Source organism: Paraburkholderia sp. (assembly GCF_035501035.1).
In the GTDB taxonomy this organism is placed as follows: domain Bacteria; phylum Pseudomonadota; class Gammaproteobacteria; order Burkholderiales; family Burkholderiaceae; genus Paraburkholderia.
Map to the genome: position 1 here is coordinate 1 of NZ_DATJWR010000142.1, position 19,207 is coordinate 19,207.

At 66.0% G+C, this 19,207-nt stretch carries 17 protein-coding genes and 1 pseudogene; 12 read left to right on the forward strand and 6 right to left on the reverse strand.

Translation table 11 applies throughout. The annotated features are described in order from the left end of the window. Together VMJ11_RS09735 and VMJ11_RS09740 are read right to left on the reverse strand one after the other, a co-directional pair. Window positions 1-1,372, reverse strand: a 1,372-nt coding sequence (locus VMJ11_RS09735; protein ID WP_325619206.1) for a beta-galactosidase, incomplete at its 3' end; no start/stop codon positions are given. 23 nt (window positions 1,373-1,395) lie between these two features. Next, window positions 1,396-2,574 (reverse strand): sn-glycerol-3-phosphate ABC transporter ATP-binding protein UgpC, encoded by a 1,179-nt coding sequence (locus tag VMJ11_RS09740; RefSeq protein ID WP_325619207.1) that lies wholly within the window; start codon window positions 2,572-2,574, stop codon window positions 1,396-1,398. Window positions 2,575-2,763: 189 nt separating this feature from the next. On the opposite strand from VMJ11_RS09740, the gene VMJ11_RS09745 reads away from it, so the two are divergent. Together VMJ11_RS09745 and VMJ11_RS09750 are read left to right on the forward strand one after the other, a co-directional pair. Next, window positions 2,764-3,789, forward strand: coding sequence for a LacI family DNA-binding transcriptional regulator (locus VMJ11_RS09745; RefSeq protein ID WP_325619208.1), 1,026 nt, complete (start codon window positions 2,764-2,766; stop codon window positions 3,787-3,789). A 156-nt stretch (window positions 3,790-3,945) separates the two neighbouring features. Further along, window positions 3,946-5,733: a methyl-accepting chemotaxis protein gene (locus tag VMJ11_RS09750; protein WP_325619209.1), complete on the forward strand. Its 1,788-nt coding sequence runs from the start codon at window positions 3,946-3,948 to the stop codon at window positions 5,731-5,733. Between the two features lie 88 nt (window positions 5,734-5,821). Here the strand turns inward: VMJ11_RS09750 and VMJ11_RS09755 are convergent, their stop codons facing one another. Then, on the reverse strand, window positions 5,822-6,805 hold the full coding sequence (locus VMJ11_RS09755) for a response regulator (RefSeq protein ID WP_325619257.1): 984 nt from the start codon (window positions 6,803-6,805) through the stop codon (window positions 5,822-5,824). Between the two features lie 2 nt (window positions 6,806-6,807). Beyond that, window positions 6,808-7,741: pseudogene (locus VMJ11_RS09760) on the reverse strand (histidine kinase N-terminal 7TM domain-containing protein); the annotation flags it as partial. A 404-nt stretch (window positions 7,742-8,145) separates the two neighbouring features. Between VMJ11_RS09760 and VMJ11_RS09765 the strand changes: the two are divergent. The 3 genes from VMJ11_RS09765 to VMJ11_RS09775 all read left to right on the forward strand — a co-directional run bounded on the left by VMJ11_RS09765 (window position 8,146) and on the right by VMJ11_RS09775 (window position 12,536). Then, window positions 8,146-8,787: an HD domain-containing protein gene (locus tag VMJ11_RS09765; RefSeq protein ID WP_325619210.1), complete on the forward strand. Its 642-nt coding sequence runs from the start codon at window positions 8,146-8,148 to the stop codon at window positions 8,785-8,787. 246 nt (window positions 8,788-9,033) lie between these two features. Beyond that, window positions 9,034-10,746 carry a diguanylate cyclase gene (locus tag VMJ11_RS09770; RefSeq protein WP_325619211.1) on the forward strand — a complete coding sequence of 571 codons (1,713 nt, stop codon included), beginning with the start codon at window positions 9,034-9,036 and terminating at the stop codon, window positions 10,744-10,746. A gap of 215 nt (window positions 10,747-10,961) precedes the next feature. Further along, window positions 10,962-12,536, forward strand: a complete 1,575-nt coding sequence (locus tag VMJ11_RS09775; protein WP_325619212.1) for an EAL domain-containing protein — start codon at window positions 10,962-10,964, stop codon at window positions 12,534-12,536. Window positions 12,537-12,552: 16 nt separating this feature from the next. On the opposite strand, the gene VMJ11_RS09780 is transcribed toward VMJ11_RS09775, so the two are convergent. Beyond that, complete coding sequence (locus VMJ11_RS09780) at window positions 12,553-13,191, reverse strand: GNAT family N-acetyltransferase (RefSeq protein WP_325619213.1); 639 nt, start codon at window positions 13,189-13,191, stop codon at window positions 12,553-12,555. A gap of 235 nt (window positions 13,192-13,426) precedes the next feature. Here VMJ11_RS09780 and VMJ11_RS09785 point away from each other — a divergent pair, with 235 nt between their 5' ends. The 7 genes from VMJ11_RS09785 (at window position 13,427) to VMJ11_RS09815 (ending at window position 18,240) form a co-directional block, all read left to right on the forward strand. After that, window positions 13,427-13,912: an OsmC family protein gene (locus tag VMJ11_RS09785; protein WP_325619214.1), complete on the forward strand. Its 486-nt coding sequence runs from the start codon at window positions 13,427-13,429 to the stop codon at window positions 13,910-13,912. Between the two features lie 661 nt (window positions 13,913-14,573). Further along, window positions 14,574-14,852 carry a DUF2282 domain-containing protein gene (locus tag VMJ11_RS09790; RefSeq protein ID WP_325619215.1) on the forward strand — a complete coding sequence of 93 codons (279 nt, stop codon included), beginning with the start codon at window positions 14,574-14,576 and terminating at the stop codon, window positions 14,850-14,852. Then, window positions 14,849-15,313 (forward strand): DoxX family protein, encoded by a 465-nt coding sequence (locus VMJ11_RS09795; protein WP_325619216.1) that lies wholly within the window; start codon window positions 14,849-14,851, stop codon window positions 15,311-15,313. The genes VMJ11_RS09790 and VMJ11_RS09795 overlap by 4 nt, the downstream gene beginning before the upstream one ends. A 100-nt stretch (window positions 15,314-15,413) precedes the next feature. Continuing rightward, the gene (locus VMJ11_RS09800; RefSeq protein ID WP_325619217.1) at window positions 15,414-16,178 is read left to right on the forward strand and encodes an alpha/beta hydrolase; all 765 of its coding nucleotides are present in this window, start codon (window positions 15,414-15,416) and stop codon (window positions 16,176-16,178) included. Between the two features lie 77 nt (window positions 16,179-16,255). Further along, a complete protein-coding gene (locus tag VMJ11_RS09805) occupies window positions 16,256-16,519 on the forward strand; it encodes a hypothetical protein (protein ID WP_325619218.1) in 264 nt (87 codons plus the stop codon). 78 nt (window positions 16,520-16,597) lie between these two features. Continuing rightward, window positions 16,598-17,488: a DUF692 domain-containing protein gene (locus VMJ11_RS09810; protein ID WP_325619219.1), complete on the forward strand. Its 891-nt coding sequence runs from the start codon at window positions 16,598-16,600 to the stop codon at window positions 17,486-17,488. Then, window positions 17,485-18,240 carry a DNA-binding domain-containing protein gene (locus VMJ11_RS09815; protein ID WP_325619220.1) on the forward strand — a complete coding sequence of 252 codons (756 nt, stop codon included), beginning with the start codon at window positions 17,485-17,487 and terminating at the stop codon, window positions 18,238-18,240. Before VMJ11_RS09810 ends, VMJ11_RS09815 begins: the two co-directional genes overlap by 4 nt. Window positions 18,241-18,247: 7 nt before the next feature. Here the strand turns inward: VMJ11_RS09815 and VMJ11_RS09820 are convergent, their stop codons facing one another. After that, window positions 18,248-19,144, reverse strand: coding sequence for a LysR family transcriptional regulator (locus VMJ11_RS09820; RefSeq protein ID WP_325619221.1), 897 nt, complete (start codon window positions 19,142-19,144; stop codon window positions 18,248-18,250). Window positions 19,145-19,207: the final 63 nt, after the last annotated feature.

Below are 19,207 nucleotides of genomic sequence, written 5' to 3' on the forward strand. Positions count from 1 at the left end.
GCGCGTGCACCGAAACGATATCCACGTCGAAGCCGAGCGCGCGCAGCGCCGAGTAGTACTCCACAGCAAAGCGCGGATAGTGGAAATCCGCGCCTTGCGGATGGATCTCGAAGAGCCACTTGGCCTCGTAGTCGAACACGAGCGCAACGGGTGTCTTCACGTCGAAGTCGAAGTCGCGGTCCGCCTTTGCCGCCGCGAGCACCGCGTCGATTTCCTCGGCCACGCGCGCCGCCTCCGCGCTGGCGAGATCGGGCCGGTTATCGGGCGTATTCAGGCCCGCGTGCATCTGCTCCTGCGCAAACGGCGCCTGGCGCCAGCGAAAATACGACACGCAGCCCGCGCCATGCGCGAAAGCCTCCCAGCTCCACAAGCGCACCATCCCCGGCAGCGGCGCGGGGTTCCACTGCGCCCAGTTCACGGGACCGGGCTGCTGCTCCATGACCCAGAACGGCAGCTTCGACATGCCGCGATACACGTCGTGATTGAACGAGGCGAAATCCGGGTGACCCGTGCGCAGATAGCGCGCCTTGACTTCGGGCGCATACCACTGCTCTTCGAGCGCGCCGAGCGGATAGCTGTCCCAGGTGGCGACGTCGAGATCGGCGGCAACCTTGTAGTGGTCGAACTCGGTGAAGAGTTGCATGAAGTTGTGCGCGATGGGCCGGCCCGGCGAATGCGCGCGCAAGATGTCGACCTGCATGCGGTTGTAGCGCCGCACTTCATCGGAGGCAAAACGGCGGTAGTCGAGCCGATGCGAAGGATGCGCCTCCGTCACGGTGCCGATAGGCGCGTCGATCTCGTCGAAGCTGCGGTACTCCATGCTCCAGAACACGGTGCCCCAAGCGGTGTTGAGCGCCTCCACGCTGCCGTAACGCTCGCGCAGCCATTCGCGAAAGCGCCGCACGGCGGCCGGCGAGTAGCTGACCACCGTTTGATGGCAGCCATATTCGTTGTCGGTCTGCCAGTAAGCGACGGCGGGATGCTGGCCGTAACGCGCGGCGACCGCTTCGCAGATGCGCCGGGACGCCTCGAAATACGTGGGCGATGAAAAATCGTAGTGCCGCCGCGAGCCGAACGCGCGCACGCGGCCATCGGCGCCAACGGGCAGGATGTCCGGGTGCCGGTCGATCAACCACTTGGGCGGCGTGGCAGTGGGCGTGCACATCACCACCTGCAGGCCCGCCGCGCCGAGCGTGTCGATGGCGCGATCGAGCCAGCCCCAGTCGAACTCGCCGGGCGAGGGCTCGATGCGGCTCCACGCAAACTCGCCGATACGCACCTGCGCAATGCCGAGCGCCTTCATGCGCGCAGCGTCGTCTTTCCACATGGCCTCAGGCCAATGCTCGGGGTAATAGCAAACTCCAAGACGCATTCTTATGTCCTCGCTCGTTGTTCTCATGCGGTTTGATCGACGGTGGCGAGCGGCGCGACGGCGAAGCCGTCCTCCGCGAACAGGTGGCACGCGCTCACGCTCGCGCGAAAGCGCGCGGTTTCGCCGGGTTGCAGGCGCGCGCCGCCGGGCGCCTTGGCGATGAGCGCCGCGCCGCCCGGCTGATCGAGGTGCACGTAGCTGTGCTCGCCGAGTTCCTCGACGAGCGTGATGGTTCGCGTGATGGTCAAGACATCGCGGCCGTCCCGCGTGCCGTCTTGCGCGCCCGGCGCGGCGTTCTCCACCGGTTCGAGATGCTCGGGACGCACGCCGAACGTGACCGGCGCGCCGACGGCGAGGCGCGCGCCCTGCACGGGCAGACGCACCGTCTCGCCGCTTTCGTCGAGCGTGACGCTCACGCCGTCCGCCTCGATGGCCACCACCCGCGCGGGCAGAAAATTCATGCGCGGCGACCCGATGAAGCCCGCCACGAAACGGCTCGCGGGCCGGTGATAGAGCTCGAGCGGCGCCCCCACCTGCGCGATGCTGCCATATCGTTCGGTATCCTTACCGCTGTGCAGCAGCACGATCTTGTCGGCGAGCGTCATCGCTTCGATCTGGTCGTGCGTGACGTACACCACGCTCGCCTGCTCGAACTGGCGATGCAGGCGCGCAATCTCGATGCGCGTCTGGCCGCGCAAGGTCGCATCGAGATTGGAGAGCGGTTCGTCGAACAGGAACACGCCGGGCTCGCGCACGATCGCGCGGCCAATCGCCACGCGCTGCCGCTGGCCGCCCGAAAGCGCCTTCGGGTGACGATCGAGCAGCGCTTCGAGTTGCAGGATGCGGGCGGCCTCGCGCACCTTGCGGTCGATCTCGGCCTTCGGCGTTTTCGCGAGCTTCAGGCCAAACGCCATGTTCTCGTACACGCTCATGTGCGGAAAGAGCGCGTAGCTCTGAAACACCATGGCCACGCCGCGCTGCGCGGCGCTGACCTCGTTCACGAGCTTGCCGCCGATCGAAATATCGCCTTCCGTGACATCTTCGAGGCCCGCAATCATGCGCAGCAGCGTGGACTTGCCGCAGCCCGAAGGCCCGAGAAATACGCAGAACTCGTTCCTGCCGATTTCCAGATCGACGTTGCGAATCACCGGCGCGTTGTCGCCGTATACCTTCTGAACGCCACGTAACGATATGCTCGCCATCGTCTCCTCTCCATGTTCTAATCAGCACGAAGCGGAGATTAAGCGCTTAATCAGCAAGCCATAAAAAAACGATCGCGCGCGATCCAGGCCTGCCGTGTCTCCGATAATCGTTCTGATAGTCGGGCAATACTGCAGCGTGACGCGACCATCAGGCAAATATTGAATGACCATCCCATATTTTGAGATTACATGCCGACCCTGAGCGAAGTCGCGCGCCGCGCCGGCGTTACGCCGGCCACCGTGTCGAACGTGCTGCGCAACCGCGGGCGCGTGGGCGAGGCCACGCGTGAGCGCGTGCTCGAAGCGGTCGAGGCGCTGGGATACCGCCCGCATCTGTCCGCGCGCGCGCTCGCCGAAGGCCGGCCGCCCACCATCGCGCTGATGGTGTCGAGCATCGCCAATCCGTTCTACCCCGAGTTCGCGCTCGCCGTGGAAAATGCGCTGCGGCGCAGCGGCCAGTTCCTCATCATCTGCAACACCGACGGCGACCCGCAAACGGGGCGCGCCTACCTTGAGCAGATCGCCGGCACGCTTTCGGCGGGCGTGCTCGTGATGAACGCCAACCTCGACTTTGCCGACCTGCGCGCCACCGAGCGGCGCGGCGCGCCCGTCGTGCTGTGCATGTGGGAGCGCCCGCTCGATCCGCCGGGCCTCCCCTGCGTGGCCGTGGACTTCCGGCTCGCGGGCGAACTTGCCGCGCAGCACCTGCTCTCGCTTGGGCACCGGCGTATCGGTGCGATCGTCGGCAGCAAGGTCTCGGGCATCCACGCGGCGCGCTATGAAGGCTTCGTCGCGGCCATGCAGGCGGCCGGCCTCGACGGCGCGCTCGCGCCCGTGCGCCAGGCCGCTGACACGACCGAAGGCGGCTACGCGGCCGCGCGCGAACTGCTCGCGCAGCGCCCCGAGCTCACCGCCCTGTTCGCCACCAACGACCTGCCTGCGCTCGGCGCGATGCAGGCCGCCGCGGACCTCGGGTTCGACGTGCCGCGCAAGCTCTCCGTGGTCGGTATCACCGATATCCGGCTCGCGCGCGAGTCGCGTCCCACGCTCACGACCGTTGCAGTTGCAACGACCGAGGCGGCGGAACTGGCCGTGGCCCTGCTCACGGAGCTGATCGAAACGCCGGCTTCGGCCACGGCGGCGGCCTCGCGCGTGCGTGTGACGTCGGCGCCGCGCCTCGTCGTGCGTGCCTCGACAGCGCCGCTGCGGCCGTAAGGCAAACGTCACGTTTGGCGCCACGAACCCGCATCAGGCGCAAGGAACGTCCGAACGAGCCCTCATGTTTCCAGCGGCCTGTCCGTTAAACATGTCGGCGCCGCGGGTCCCCGCCGCCACGAGAACACAATCGAGGATGGCTGGAGAAAAGGGAACGTGAAGCGAATAACGTTGAATCAGAAGGCCTGGAGCATCGTCGCGCTCCTGTGGGCCTCACTCGTCGTGCTGGTGGTCACCAACGCCTTCATGACGCGCTCGGGCTTGCTGGCAGACCGCAAGGCCCTGCTCGAGCAGGAAACGCAAACGGCAATGGGCGTCGTTTCGTACTACCAGAAGGAAGCGGCTGCCGGGCACATGAGCGCCGACGACGCAAAGCGCCTCGCCATCGCCACGCTGCGCAGCATGCGTTATGGCGAGAACCAGAGCGGCTACTTCGGCATCTACGACAGCAACGTCATGGCGGTGCTCGTACCGCCCAAGCCCGAGATGGAAGGCAAGAGCCAGGCGAACACGACCGACCCGCGCGGCACTCGCGTCGCGGTCGAAATCGTCAAGAGTTCGTCGCCGGGCGGCGACGGCTTCAGCAACTACTGGTGGCCGAAGCCAGGCAAGGACGCGCCGGTCGAGAAGATCTCGTATTCGGCCTTCGCGCAGGACTGGGACTGGCACGTCTTCACCGGCGTCTATACCGACGACATCGACGACGCCTTCGAGGCCGCGCTGATCCGCAGCCTTCTGCTCGTGGCCGTGATCGGCGCGGCGGTGACGCTCGGCCTCATGTGGCTCATTCGCATCATTCGCACGAGCCTTGGCGGCGACCCCGAGTACGCCTCGGAAATCTGCCGGCGCATTGCCGAAGGCGATCTCACGGCCCACGTGAACCTCGCGAACGGCGACCAGCAAAGCCTCCTCCACGCGATGCACCAGATGCAGCGCCAACTGGTCGGGACCGTGCAACGCATCCAGGCTTCGGCGGAATCGATCACGACGGGCGCGCAGCAAATCGCGGCCGGCAACATGGACCTCTCCTCGCGCACCGAGGAGCAGGCCGCCTCGCTCGAGGAAACGGCCGCCAGCATGGAAGAGCTCACGGCCACGGTCAAGCACAACACCGACAACGCGCGCCAGGGCAACACGCTCGCCGTCAACGCATCCGAAGTAGCGGCACGCGGCGGCGAGGTCGTGCGCCGCGTGGTCGAGACGATGAACGAGATTTCGGGCAGCTCGCAGCGCGTGGAGCAGATCATCGGCGTGATCGACGGCATTGCCTTCCAGACCAACATTCTCGCGCTCAACGCGGCCGTCGAGGCGGCGCGCGCAGGCGACCAGGGCCGCGGCTTCGCGGTCGTGGCCGGCGAGGTGCGCAGCCTCGCGCAGCGCAGCGCGAGCGCCGCGAAGGAGATCAAGGACCTGATCGGGCAGTCGGTGGCGCAGGTGGCGCAAGGCTCGCAGCTCGTCGACGAAGCGGGCAAGACCATCGACGAGGTGGTGATCTCGGCGCGCCGCGTGGCCGACCTGATGGGCGAGATCGCGGCCGCATCCGAAGAGCAGCACAGCGGCATCGAGCAGGTCAACCGCGCGGTCGCGCAGATGGACGAAGTGACGCAGCAGAACGCGGCACTCGTGGAGGAAGCCTCGGCCGCGGCGCAGTCGATGGCCGCGCAGTCCACCGGGTTGCGTGAGGTCGTGACGGTGTTCCGGGTTGGGGCGCAAGCGGCGTCGTCAGCATCGTCAGTATCGACGGCGGCGGCTCGGCCCGCGCGTGCCGCGCGCCCCGCTGCTTCTGCAGCACCCGCCGCAGCGCTCAGGCGCCCGGCGCCGGCGCGCATGACGCCAGCTGTGAGCCCGGCACCGCGCAAGGCCGGAACCGGGGCCCCCGCAGCCGCGACGGCAACGCCCGTGGCCAAGGCGTCGAACGACACCCCGGACTGGGAAACGTTCTAGATCGCCGCGCCGGCCGCAGCCATGCGCCGCCCGGCGCGTGGCCTGCACTCACGCGAACTCACGCAGGCTCACGCAGAATCACACGAAATCACGCGAAGCGGCCGCCCCCACCCGGCGCGCCGGTCGCGGCCCGCCACGCCGCGAACGTGATCAACCCAGACGCCAGGCCCGGGTCGCCGATGCGGGTCCAGCTCGTATGCGCGTCGTCGAGGCCGGGCACCGGCTTCGGCGTTGCGAACTCCACGCGCGCCATGCCCGGGCGGTATGCCTCGTGCGGCCAGAACACCGGCATGACGCGGCGCGCCGCCATCTCCTCGCGCCATGTGCCGGGGCCGCCTTCGTCGGCCACCACGTCGCACTGCGCCGCCCAGTCGCGAGCGTCCCACGCGAGAAACACGCCCGCGTTGCCCTCAACATCGAACGTCAGCACGGCATTCTGGTCGGGCCGCCAGTAGTACTCGACAAGACGTTCGCGCTGCGCGAGTTCGTGCAGCACGTCGGCCGTGCGCCGGTTCGCGTAGACCGCACCCACCCCGTGCAAGCCGATATGCCCGCGCCGCGCGCAGAACTTGCGTTTGGCATCGTCGATCGCGCCGCGCAGCTTGCGCGTCATGGCGGGGTCCGACTTCTTCACATAGAAGTCGATCAGACCCGCGTTGAAGGCCTCCACGGCGCGCGATTCATCGGCCACGGCCGTGAGCAGGATGCGCGTGCACGCAAGGTCCTTCACGGCGGCGAGGAATTCGAGGCCGTTCATCTCCGGCATTTCGTAGTCCACAACGAGCGCGGCGATGTCGCCAAAGCGCGCCGCGTCGGCCATCACGTCCTCGCCCAGCGCGTTGCCGCCGTTCTTCTCGAACGCCGACCACACGGCGCCCGCTGCGAGGTTGGCCGCCGTCTGGCGGGCCTCTTGCGAAGCGACGAAAGCCAGCGCCTCGCGGGCGCTCGTGAAGTAGCGGTCCGTGGGCGCGTCGGGAAAGAGACCGCGCAGCGCGTGGAGAAAGTCGGCGCTGTCGTCGAGGAAAACGACGGAGACGGGGTGGTACACCGGCTGTCTCAGGATGGCGCCCATCTCCAGACTGCGGCGACCGAACCGGTCGAGCGCGAGCGAAGCCAGCGACATTTCAACCACGGTGCTCGTGCTATCCACCTGGCGGCGAATCGACGAAGCGAGCGAGCTGAGCCGCTCGACCTGCCCCGGATGAAGCGCGTCGGCACACAGCCCGTGCTGCACGGCCAGCTGGTAGCCGCGCATGAGTTCGGGCAGCGCGTTGCCGATCTCCTCGGCATGCATGCCGATGGCCGCGAGCGGCGTGGCGACCTCGTGCGCAACGGCGGCCGCGATCAGGTAGGGCCGCATGAGGCCATGACGCACGATCGTGACCGCGAGTATGCCCAGGCTGATCGCGATGAAAACCGCCCCCATGGGATAGAACGCGGCGCCGTAATTGACGGCGTAGTCGGAGGCGGCGAGCCCATACAGGCAGAGGCTGAAGAGGCACAGGTCGAGCAGGCGGCGGCGTTCGTGCGCTTGCGTCTGGCGGCGCGCGACGAACAGCAGCCACGCGCTGCGGCACGCGAGCACCACCGTCTGCGCCACGTGCACGGGATGCAGCGTGCCTGCCTGCGGATATTTTCCGAAGAAAAACGTGCCGTAGCCGTCCACGACTTCGTTGCCCGTGCGCAGCAGCACCGCAAGCAGCAGACTCAGCGCATAGGAGCCGATGAGCAGCGAGCGCTCGCCGCGCCGCCCGCTCACTTCGATCACGAAGTGATAAAACGTGGTGGGCAGAAACAGGATGAAAAAGTAACCGGCCTTGACGAGCACGGCGGCCAGTTCGGCATCGGATGTCTGAAACAGAAAGGCCCACGTGCCCTGCCAGAAGAACGTGGTCGCGCACATCAGCGCGAACGGCACCGAGAGGCGCGTCACGCCTTCGGTCAAGAGCACGTATGCGCCGAAACCCAGAAAGAGTGCGGACACGAACGCAGGCAGGATCGAATACATAGTCTGGTCTCGTATGGCTTCTTGTTTTACCGACCGGAATGGCGCAGCGCGTTCCCCGCAACGAAGCAATGGTGACGACGCGCGGCGAGCCGCATGGTCATGAATCGCTGTCCCAGGCGGCCGCTACCCGACTCGACGGTCACGGCGCCGTTTCGCGGCGTATGCATCGTGCATTGAGAACGCGCCGATCGAATCGATTTTGGCGATTATCGCCGCGAATGCCGGGTCGTAGCGAAATTTCCCTGCCGGCGGCGCGGGCGCGATGCGACAGGTGAAGCCGGCACCGCCGCCACCGCGACCCGTATCTCAAGCGAAATGGCAGAAAACCACGGCATCCGTTGATTGAGGACGCGTCTGGCACAGACCACAATGAATCTCACCACCCACCCCAACGGAGCACCAAGATGAACCTGACCCTCGCCGACGTCGCCATCCCCGACAGCAAGCTCGCGCGCGAAATCACCGAACTCGTGCGCGACACCGAATCGCCGCTGCTTTTCCACCATTCGAGCCGCGTCTATTACTTCGGCGCGCTGGCCGGCCGCCGCCGGGGCCTGAAGTTCGACAGCGAACTGCTCTACGCAGGCGCGATGTTCCATGACATGGGACTCACGCACGCGCACAGCAGCGAGCATGAGCGCTTCGAAGTGGACGGCGCGAACGTGGCGCGCGACTTCCTGCGCGGGCACGGCATCTCGCAACAGGACATCGACCTCGTGTGGACGGCCATTGCCCTGCATACGACGCCTGGCATTCCAGAGCACATGCATCCCGTGATCGCACTCCTCACCGCCGGCGTGGAAATGGACGTGCTCGGCATTGCCTACGACCAGTTCAGCGAGGCACAACGCGAAGCCGTGGTGCACGCGCATCCGCGCACCGAGCATTTCAAGGAGGACATCATCCAGACCTTCTACAACGTCATCAAGCACAAGCCTGCAACAACCTTCGGCAATGTGAAAGCCGACGTGCTCGCGGACAAGGACCCGCATTTCCACGCCGGCAACTTCTGCAGCGTGATCCGCCATTCCGCATGGCGCGGCTGAGTGCGGCTGGGTGCAGCCGTGTGCGGCCGAGTAAGGCTGAGTAAGCCTGAGCGCCGCTAGCTGCGGCTGCGCTTGGTCGAGGTGCGCCGCGCGAGCCCCGCCTGCCGTGCAATGCTATGCTTTTCGCCACGCCCGGTTCGCGCCGCCGGGCCACGCAGCAGTACCCGCGCGTCCATTCGGCGTCCGGAGGGTTTCATGCAGCACACGCCAGGCCGCACGCGGCCTGCTCGCTTCTCCAGCATGGTCATGAAACGGCCGTACCTGGTGGTGACGGTGTGCTTCCTCGCCGCCTTGATACTCGTGAGCCTCGTGGGCCTGAGGCAACTCTACAGCATGACCCGCTACGACCTCCAGAGCCGCCAGCGCGACCTGGAAGTGCGCGCCGTGGGGGTGAATGCGTTGATCTCCGCGGAGCGCCGCCGTCTTTTCTTCCTGCGCGATTACGCCGAGCACGTGCTCACCTCGCCCAGCGAACAGCGCAGCGGCCTGCAGAATCCGGCCGTGCAGGCCGCGCTGCGAGCGAGCACGAAGCCCGCATGGGAAGTCCCCGGCGCGAAGGACGGCCCGAGCGTGTTCGGCACCAACGCACAGGCGCTCGTGGGCCTCGAAGGCTTTCACCGGAACACGGCCACGCTGGCCTCCGACATCGTGCTCGCCCACGCCATCAGCCCGCTGCTCGCGATCAGCCAGCATGGCGACGTGGTGCAAAGCACAGTGGCATTCGTCTCCACCAACGGCGTATATGTGCTTTCGCCCGAGCGCCGGGACGTGCAAGCGCCCGACCTGCTGCAGCGCTTTAGCATCATGCCGTACTACCGCTTGCAGCTCCCCGAACACAATCCCGAGCGCAACGTCATTTCGACACCGATCTATGCCGAATCGAAAAAGAGCGAGGCGATCGCCACGCTGAGCGCCCCGGTGTATGCGCACGGCAGTTTTCGCGGAGCGGTGTTCATGGACGTCGTGCCATCGCGCCTGCTCGCACTGCAGCTCGCCGCAGCCGGCTCGTCAGAAGACGACGAACCCATAGAATTCGGTCTCCTGAATAGTAACGGCGACCTCGTCTACTTTCTCGATGGCCGGATCACGACGCAGCGTCCTGCAGACTTCGATGCACAACTGCTCGACACGGCACGGGCACAGGCCGCGCTCTGGTTGAAGCGCGGCCAGGGCTATGTACGGCACAAGGGCAACTATCTGCTCTACCAGCACGTGGGCGATTCGAAATGGATCCTGCTCGCGACCACCAGCGACCGCGAACTCACGCTCGCGGCGGCGCGTACCGTGTTCAGCAGCCCGCTGATCGTCGCGTGGGTGGCGATCGCCGTGCTCCTCGTCGGCACGCTGCGCATCGTCACGAGCATTTTCGGCCACTACGTCGAAGCGAGCACGCGGCTCGAAACGCTCGCGCGCAGCGACCCGCTCACCGGTCTCGCGAACCGGCGCCGCTTCGAGGAAGTCTTCGACGAGACGCTCGAGCGCGCCGGGCGCACCCAACCGGGGGCGAGCGCCCTGGCGATGCTGATGCTCGACATCGACTTCTTCAAGCGCGTCAACGACCGCTTTGGCCATGCGGCAGGCGACCGCGTGCTGGCGATATTCGCGCAGATCCTGCGCCACAGCCTGCGCAGCGTGGACCTGCCCGCGCGCGTGGGCGGCGAGGAGTTCGCCGCACTGCTGCCCGGCGCCGATCTCGAAACGGCGGCGGCCGTGGCCGAGCGCATCCGCGCGGAGGTCGAGGCGCACGCGGCTCACGCCCCCACGCCGGGCGACGCCGCCCACCCGGACGCCATTGCGTTCACGGTGTCGATAGGCGTCGCGGCAACTCCCACGGACTGCCCCGCCAACTACGACACGCTCATGTCGGTAGCCGACCGGCGGCTCTATGCCGCGAAGGCGGCCGGCCGCAACCGTGTCGTTGCAGAGGATTCCAGAACGATCGATCCGGCGCGTGCGTGAGCGCGCCTGCGCGGGCGTTCATGCGCCGCGCATCGGTTGGCTCATGCTGGCCATTCCGATCGCACCGGCATCCAGCCGGGACAGCAGCACGTCGACACCGGGCGAAAAACGTTACCATCGGCTGCAGCGATCAAAGAACGTGTCAAGGCGCAGCGCATGCCGTTGATCTTCGCGACCCGCCGCCTTCGTTCGTGCCCGCCGGAGCCCGACACGCCATGAGCAACCGACTCGCCGCCTTGAGGACGTTTTGTGTCGTGGCGTTCGCCATCCTGACGACGCTCGCGCTCGCCGTCTACGCTTCGAACGCCGTTTCGGAGCGCCAGCAGCGGCACCAGATCGACGCGTTCTCGCGCCGCGCGCTGCTGCGCGCAGAGCTGGTGACCTCCGATGCCGAAGCCGCTTTGCGCATGCTCACACCGTTCGACGGCACGCCGTGCACGGGCGAGCACCTGCAGCATTTGCGCCGCGCCGAGGAGCAGTTTCGATACATTCGCGAAGCTGGCTGGACGGATGGCGAGCGGCTGCGCTGCACGTCGCTGCGCGGCCTGATCGACGAAGCGCTGCCGCCCCCCAAATGGACCTATGCAGAAGGCTTCACCGCCTGGCATACGGAGGTTGGCGAGCCCGGGCACGAGCAGCGCATGCTCAACATGCGTCTCGGCAGCCACATAGTGGTGATCGACACGCGCTTCTACCTCGACATCGTGTCGCTCGACGACACCATCGAGCTCGCCGTGCTCGAAGCGCAGGACGGCACCATCATCTCGCGCTGGCCGCGCACGGACCCCGACCTCATGCGCGCGGCGCTGCTGCGCGAAACCGGCAGCCCCTACTTCGAGGGGCGCTATTACGTCGTGGAGCGCTCGCGTCGCTATCCGATCGCCGTGGTCGCCTACGAGCCCGAAGGCCGCGTGCGCAGGAATCTGCTTGCGCAACTCAGGGCGATGCTCGCGCCCGCGCTCGTCACGAGCGCGATCGGCACGTGGCTCGTCATGCACTGGCGGCGCATGCAGCGCACGCCGCGCAGCGTGCTGCTGCAGGCCATCCGCCAGCGGCAATTCGAGGCCTGGCTGCAGCCGCTCGTCTCGCTCGAAAGCGGGCGCTGCGTCGGCGCGGAAGCACTCGTGCGCTGGAAGCTCGAGGACGGCACCGTGGTCGCACCCGACACGTTCATCCCGATGGCCGAATCGCTCGGGCTCGTCGAGCCCATCACCGATCAGGTCGTACAGTCCGTATTCGAGGGCGTGGGCAGCCTCCTTGCCCGGCGCCACGACCTGCACGTTTCGATCAATCTTTCGGGCGAGGATCTCGCGGGCACGCGCTTGCTCGACACGCTGAAGGCCAGCCTCGCGAAATACGCGGTGCGCCCCGAGCAGATCTGGTTCGAAACGATCGAGCGCGCGTTTGTCGACACGGCAAGGGCAGCGCCGGCAATCGAGGCATATCGTGCGGCCGGCCACCTCATCTTCATCGACGACTTCGGCACTGGCTACTCGAGCCTCTCCTATCTGCAGGAGCTGCCGGTGGACGGCATCAAGATCGACAAGACATTCACCCGCTCGCTCGCGAGCGGCGCGCAAGCGAACAAGATCGTGCCGCACATCATCGACATGGCGCGCAGCCTCGACCTCGCGATAGTCGCCGAAGGCGTGGAAACCGAGGCGCAAGCCAACTACCTGCGCGAGCGCGGTGTGCAGTATGCGCAAGGCTGGCTCTACGCGAAGGCAATGCCCGCCGCTGAATTCCTGCGCTATCTGGCGCGCGAAGCGCAAATGGCCCGCACGGCGTGAGCGTTGCGGGCATGCCTCACAAGAACGGGCTCGCCCCCAGCGCATGGGGCAGCGCGCCGGGCGCATGCGGGAACCCGCCGCCGCCATGCAGCGCCGCTGCCTTGCTGAGCACCGCGCTGTCGTAGCCACGGCCGGCAAAGCGCACGACATCGACCAGACTGAAGCCTTGCGCGCGATAGAACGCGATCAGGTGGTCGGCCGGGAACGGCGTGTCGAGCGCGATTTGCGTGTACCCGCGTGCGGCCGCCCAATGGCCCGCGAAAGCGAGCAGCGCGCGGCCGATACCGCGGCTTTGCCACTTCGGCTCGATACCGAACTGATGGACCGAGGCAACGCCGCGCTGGCGATAATGTTCGCACTGCGAATGACTGTCGCGCCCTTTCACCGTGAGCGTTCCGACGATCCTGCCATTGCAGACGGCCACGAAGCAGTCGCCGGCCAGCGCGCGCTCACGCGTGATGTTCGCCGACTGATCGGCGCACAAGCAATGCAACCCGAGTGCCGCGAGGCGCGCGAACGCCCGATTCAGGAGCCGCGTGAGCGCCTCCCATGAATCGTGGCGCGCATCGAAACGCCGCAGCACGAGCCGGCCTATGCCGGGCTGAATGCAGGCGATCCGTTCATCCAGGCGCTGTGGGGCACGCGCGTTCGACATGGCGTCTCCAGTGGTTTCGATGCACCCAGTCTAGATTTGCGCGGTAAGGGCCTCAAGAAAAAATGTCGTAAAAAGCGCGGTGATCCGTGTGAATGCGCCATCATATGCGCCCGCGCGCATACGCGTCGCGATGGCCGCGAATGGCCGCGAGCTGGCGGGCATTGCCGCACGCACGGTATAGCAGCTCACCAGCTGTCATAATTGACCCAAACGGTTTGATCACATGGAGAGCGACATGGCGCACGGCGAACACACCTACCGCGTTTCGGTGCAATGGACCGGCAATCGCGGCAGCGGCACCTCGGGCTATCGCGAGTACGGCCGCGATCACGTCATCCGTGCAAGCGGCAAGCCGGATATTCCCGGCTCGTCGGACCCTGCCTTTCGCGGCGACGCCGCGCGCTGGAACCCCGAAGACCTGCTCGTGGCTTCAGCCTCGGCGTGCCACAAGCTCTGGTATCTCCATCTTTGCGCCGACGCGGGCATCGCGGTGCTCGCCTATGAGGACGATGCCGTTGGCACGATGGCCGATACACCTCAGCGCGGCGCCTTCACGCAGATCGTGCTGCGCCCGCGCGTGACGATCCGCGCGAGCGACAATCGCAGCCTCGCCGAGCGCCTGCACCATGCGGCGCACGAACAGTGCTATATCGCGAACTCGGTGAACTTTCCCATACTCTGCGAGCCGACCATCGAGTTGGGCGCGCCCGGCGAAGCGTGAGCGGCGCAGGGTCGTGGCCGCCCCTGCGGGCGGCAGCCCCGTTTGCCAGTGCGTGAAATGCGTCTGGCAGAAAGGTTCATGCGCCTCGATATGCCAGCCAGCAGATTCGCAACGCAGCGTTTTATTTGGCTTGTTTCGACAACGTGCGGTTCTGCAAGCGCGTGTATCCGTTCGCATTGCAGATACATTCGAAAGCAAACGCAAAGTCATCCTCCCGCCTCACCCTACGTCGCGCCATGCTGGCGGGCGACAACATGCACTCGCGTTCCGCCTCTCGATCCACGAAAAGGCGCGCAAATCCCCTCTGATACTCGCCCGGTGAAAGCACCGTCTTGCGACTGAGCAGCTGGTCAAACGTATCGAGAACGCCATACCCGGCGTACTGATCGTAGCGCCCCCTCTCCCCGTCCCCGATTTTCGATCGTCCGGTTTGTTTCCCAATGTATATGCGGGCACGCGAGATACACGACGTTGCACGCGGCGCCCCTCCCGGAAACAACCCAGATACACGCGCGCGCTTCAATGGCGTCAACGCCGGACGGCCTTTGCCCGCCGCCCCGGCGCCGTGAAAGTAGCCCGTAAGCCTGAGCGCCGCCAGCCCTGCCCGCGGCGCGCCTGGTCGCCGATCCACCCTTAGCCGCTGTTGCCCCAGGAGAACACCATGAACCGTACCCGAGCCGGCCTCGCCGCCGCCTTTGCCCTCTCGATCAGCGTGGCCAGCGGCCTGGCCCACGCCTCCGACGCGGACAGGAAACCGCAGGAAAAATGCTTCGGCGTCGCGCTCGCCGGCAAGAACGACTGCGCCGCTGGCCCCGGCACTACGTGCGCTGCCACATCGAAGGTCGACTATCAGGGCAACGCCTTCGTACTCGTCGACAAAGGCACCTGCACGACCATCAAGACACCGAAGGGCTACGGCTCGCTGAAGGCCACGTCATGAGCACGCGCGCAAAGCCGGTGGCGCAGCCACCGCTCCCGCACATCGAGACAGTGCTGCAGCGCGCGTTGCCGCCCGCGTTGCTGCTGCTCGTGGCGAGGCTTGGCATCGCCGCGATCTTCTTTCTCTCAGGTCGCACGAAAGTCCAGGGACTACTGACGATCAAACCCTCGACCTATGAGCTGTTCCGCTCGGAATACGCGTTGCCGCTCATTTCGCCCGAACTCGCCGCGCACCTCGCCACCTACACGGAACACCTGTGCCCGATCCTGCTCGTGCTCGGGTTGCTCACGCGTCCCGCGGCTTTCGTGCTGCTCGCCATGACGGCAGTGATCGAGATCTTCGTCTATCCCGACGCGTGGCCCACGCACCTGAGCTGGGCGGGGCTGCTGCTGCCGCTCATTGCCTATGGCGGCGGCGCATGGTCCGTCGATGCCTGGCGTACCCGCCGTTCCAACACGTAGCGCAAGATGTCGGCCGCCAGCTCGGCGCGCCGCCCCCTCTTTCATCAACTCAACAACTCATCAACCTCATTGGCCGATCGAGGCCCCCCGGAGACAACGCATGCGCATTCTTTCGTCCATCGCCGCCGCCTGCATCGCGCTGGCCGCGCCCGTCCTCGCGTCCGCGCAGACGCCGAGCGCGCCCGCCGGCGTGAAGAACATTGTCATCGTCCACGACGCCTTCACCGACGGTTCGGGCTGGCGCACCGTGGAAGACATCCTGACCCACAAGGGCTACAACGTGAACGTCGTGCAGGAGCCGCTCACGAACTACGACGAAGACGTCGGCGCCGTGCGCTTCGCCACGCTCGCGGCCGTCGGGCCTGTCGTGCTGGTCGGCCATGGCTACGGCGGCGAGGTGATCACGGCCGCGGGCGCGCGCGCGAAAGTGAAAGCGCTCGTCTACGTCGCGGCGTATCAGCCCGACGTGCTGGAGAGCGTGACCCAACTCGTCTCTTCAATGCCGGCGCCCAGCAACGACTGGGTGACGACGCGCGACGGTCACATCTACTTCAATCAGTCCCATTACGCCGCCGACTTCGCCGGCGACGTGGCGCCCGAACGCACTGGCTTCATGGCCGTCTCGCAGGTGCCGGCCACCCTCGCGGCATTCGGTGCCGCGCCATTCGAGGCGGCCTGGCACGACCATCCGAGCTACGCCATCGTCGCCACGCAGGACCGCGCGCTGAGCCCGGATCTGCAACGCTGGATGGCCGCACGCGCGCACTCGAAAGTCACCGAGATCAACGCAAGCCATTCCGTCGAGATCTCGCAGCCCGAAGCGGTTGCACAGGTCATCGAGAATGCAGCGCTCAACGCTCACTGACCGCGTTCGCGCCTGCACGCTTTCACCAGCCGATTTTTCGAGTCGTTCCCTCAACAAGCCATGGAGAAATCATGAGCATGACTATCAAATCCCGCGCGAGCTTCGCGGCCGCCGCCGCACTGCTCGCCCTCGCTTCGGCCTCGGTCGCCACTGCCGCTAACGCGGCCGGCACCGAGCAACCGGGCCGCTGCTATGGCGTCAATGCCTGCAAGGGCCAAGGGCTCTGCGCGACTTCGCAGAACGATTGCAAGGGCCTCAACAGCTGCAAGGGCAAGGGCCTGCTCGTCAAAACGCCGACCGAGTGCCATGCACTGGGCGGCACGCTGACCGAGCCGAAGTAACCCGAAGTCACGCGCCTCCGGGCCCGGCTCCTTCGAGCCGGGCCGGCGCCCCTTCAATGTCCCGACCGGATACCCGCGATGCCCGCTTCCAACCCCCGCTTTTCCGGCTATGGCCTCGGCCTGCGCAAGGAGCATTACCGCGACTTCCTGGAGACGGCCGTGCCGGTCGACTTCGTCGAAGTCATTTCCGAGAATTTCATGGTCGACGGCGGGCAACCGCGCCATATCCTGCGGCAGATCCGTGAACGCCATCCGGTTGCGCTGCACGGCGTTTCGATGTCGATCGGGTCGGCGGACGGTCTCGACGCCGGCTATCTGCGTCGGCTCAAAGCACTCGTCGACGAAATCGAACCGCTATTCGTGTCCGACCACCTGAGTTGGTCGCGCTTTGGGGGCTTCAATTCTCACGATCTGCTGCCGGTTCCTTATACAGAAGAAGCACTCGACGTCGTCTGCACGCACATCCAGGTGGCGCAAGACGCACTCGGACGCACGCTGCTTGTCGAAAACCCTTCGAGCTATCTGGTGTTCGACGACGCCTCCATGACCGAATGGGAGTTCGTCGCACGCATGACGCAGCGCACGGGATGCGAACTGCTTCTCGACGTCAACAACATTTTCGTAAGTGCTACGAATCATGGATTCGATCCGCTCGAATATCTCGAGGGCATCCCCGCGCAGCGCGTGCGCCAGATTCATCTCGCAGGCCATACGCAGGGGCGCGGCCTGCTCATCGACACCCACGACACGCCCGTGCGCGACGAGGTCTGGGCGCTTTACACGCATGCCGTATCGCGATTCGGCCCCGTCGCGACGATGATCGAGCGAGACGGCGATATTCCGCCGCTGCAGCATCTACTGGATGAGCTCGCCATTGCGCGGCGCACACGTGCTGCGGCCCGTAGCACCGCCGGCGCTACCTTCGGCAACGTTCATGCGCTGCACGCCACCGAGCGGGAGGCCGCATGACGCTCGCCCAGATGCAGGCGCAGTTTCGCGCGTGGCTCGTCGAAGGCAATGACGCTCCCATGCGAAATGTGGCGCGCCACGCAGGCGCCGGCCTGGATGTGTACCAGAACAACTACCGCGCGCAACTCGTCGGTTGCCTCGAAACATCCTTCCCGCAGGTGCGCAAATGGCTCGGCGAGGAAAATTTCATCCATGCGGCGATCAGCCATATCGGCCGCCAGCCGCCGCATGCCTGGACGCTCGATGTCTACGGCAGCGCTTTCGATGAAACGCTCAAGGCCGTGTTCCCGGACAACCCCGATCTCCATGAGCTCGCATGGATCGAGTACGCCGTTTCGGATGCGTTCGTCTCAGCGGATGCTTCGCCGCTTTCACTGGACGGATTGACGGACATCGACTGGGGTACTGCGCGCATCCACCTCACGCCGTCGCTCAGAAGCCGTGTCGCGACCACCAACGCCGAGGCCATCTGGTCGGCCCTGTGCGCGGAACAAACGCTGCCCGAAAGCGAGATGCTTGCCGAAGCGCGCGGCCTGCTCGTCTGGCGGGTTGGCTACGCCACCTGGTTCAAGGAGGTCGATGCGCTCGAGCACGCGGCACTGCTGCGCCTGCAGCGCGACGCCAGTTTCGAGTCGCTGTGCGAGTGGCTGGCTGTGCGGCTAGGCGAGGATGAAGGTGTGGAGAAAGCCGGCGCGCTGCTCGCGAGCTGGCTCAACGCAGGGCTGATCGTCGGGACCGAAACGATGCAGTGAGGATGGATCATGCGCCGGATAGATAGGCGTGCAACCCCGAAACAAGCGCTGCGAATGTCACGGCACAGCGCGCGCTCGTGCGCAAGTCTTCGTGCATGGCCACCCACGTGTCCAGAGTCAGCGAGAATTCTCGCCGGAGCACCCGGACCAGGCCCGGATCTCTTGCCGCCAGGGGAGACTGGCACGCGCCGACACCGAACCCGGCGCGTATTGCGCCCAACTGGGCGAGGTCGCTATCGGCTCGAAAAGCAAAGCGACTGCGCGTGAAAGCTTCAACCTTATTCTTGACCGAGCGAATGTATGCGGTCTCCTGATCGAAGCCGATGAGCGTATGACGTGACAACTCTTTCATCGACCTGGGCACGCCGTGAACCGCCAGATAGCGTTCGTGGGCGTGCAGACCGACTTCAATCGCACCGATGCGCCTGGCTATCAGTGCCTCCTGCACCGGGCGGAACATGCGTACCGCAATATCGGCTTCACGACGCAGCAGATCGTCCGCCTTGTTTGACAGCACCAGTTCTATCGTCAGCTCTGGATGTTCATTGCGCAGGACTGCCAATATCGGCGGCAAGACCTCGACGCCGATGACCTCGCTCGCGGTGAGCCGAACCGTACCGCGGACTCCCGTTCCATGACTGCTCGCCGCCCGGCGCAATGCGGCCGAGGTCATCGCCAGTCCCACGGCGTACGGCTTCAGTGCATTGGCGGCTTCGGTGGGCGAGAACCCGTCGGACGAGCGCGTGAAAAGCGTGAGCCCCAGCGCCGCCTCCAGACTTTCGATGTGACGTCCAACGGTTGGCTGCGTGATGCCCAGCGAGCGGGCGGCCGCCGACAACGAGCCACTCTCCAGGACCTGCAGAAAACTCCGGTACCACTCCCAGTTCGGTTCCCTTTCGGCCATGATATGCAAATCTCCAGAGCCACAAGCTCGATGACAAGGCCCGCCTTCCGTACGTCCCCGATC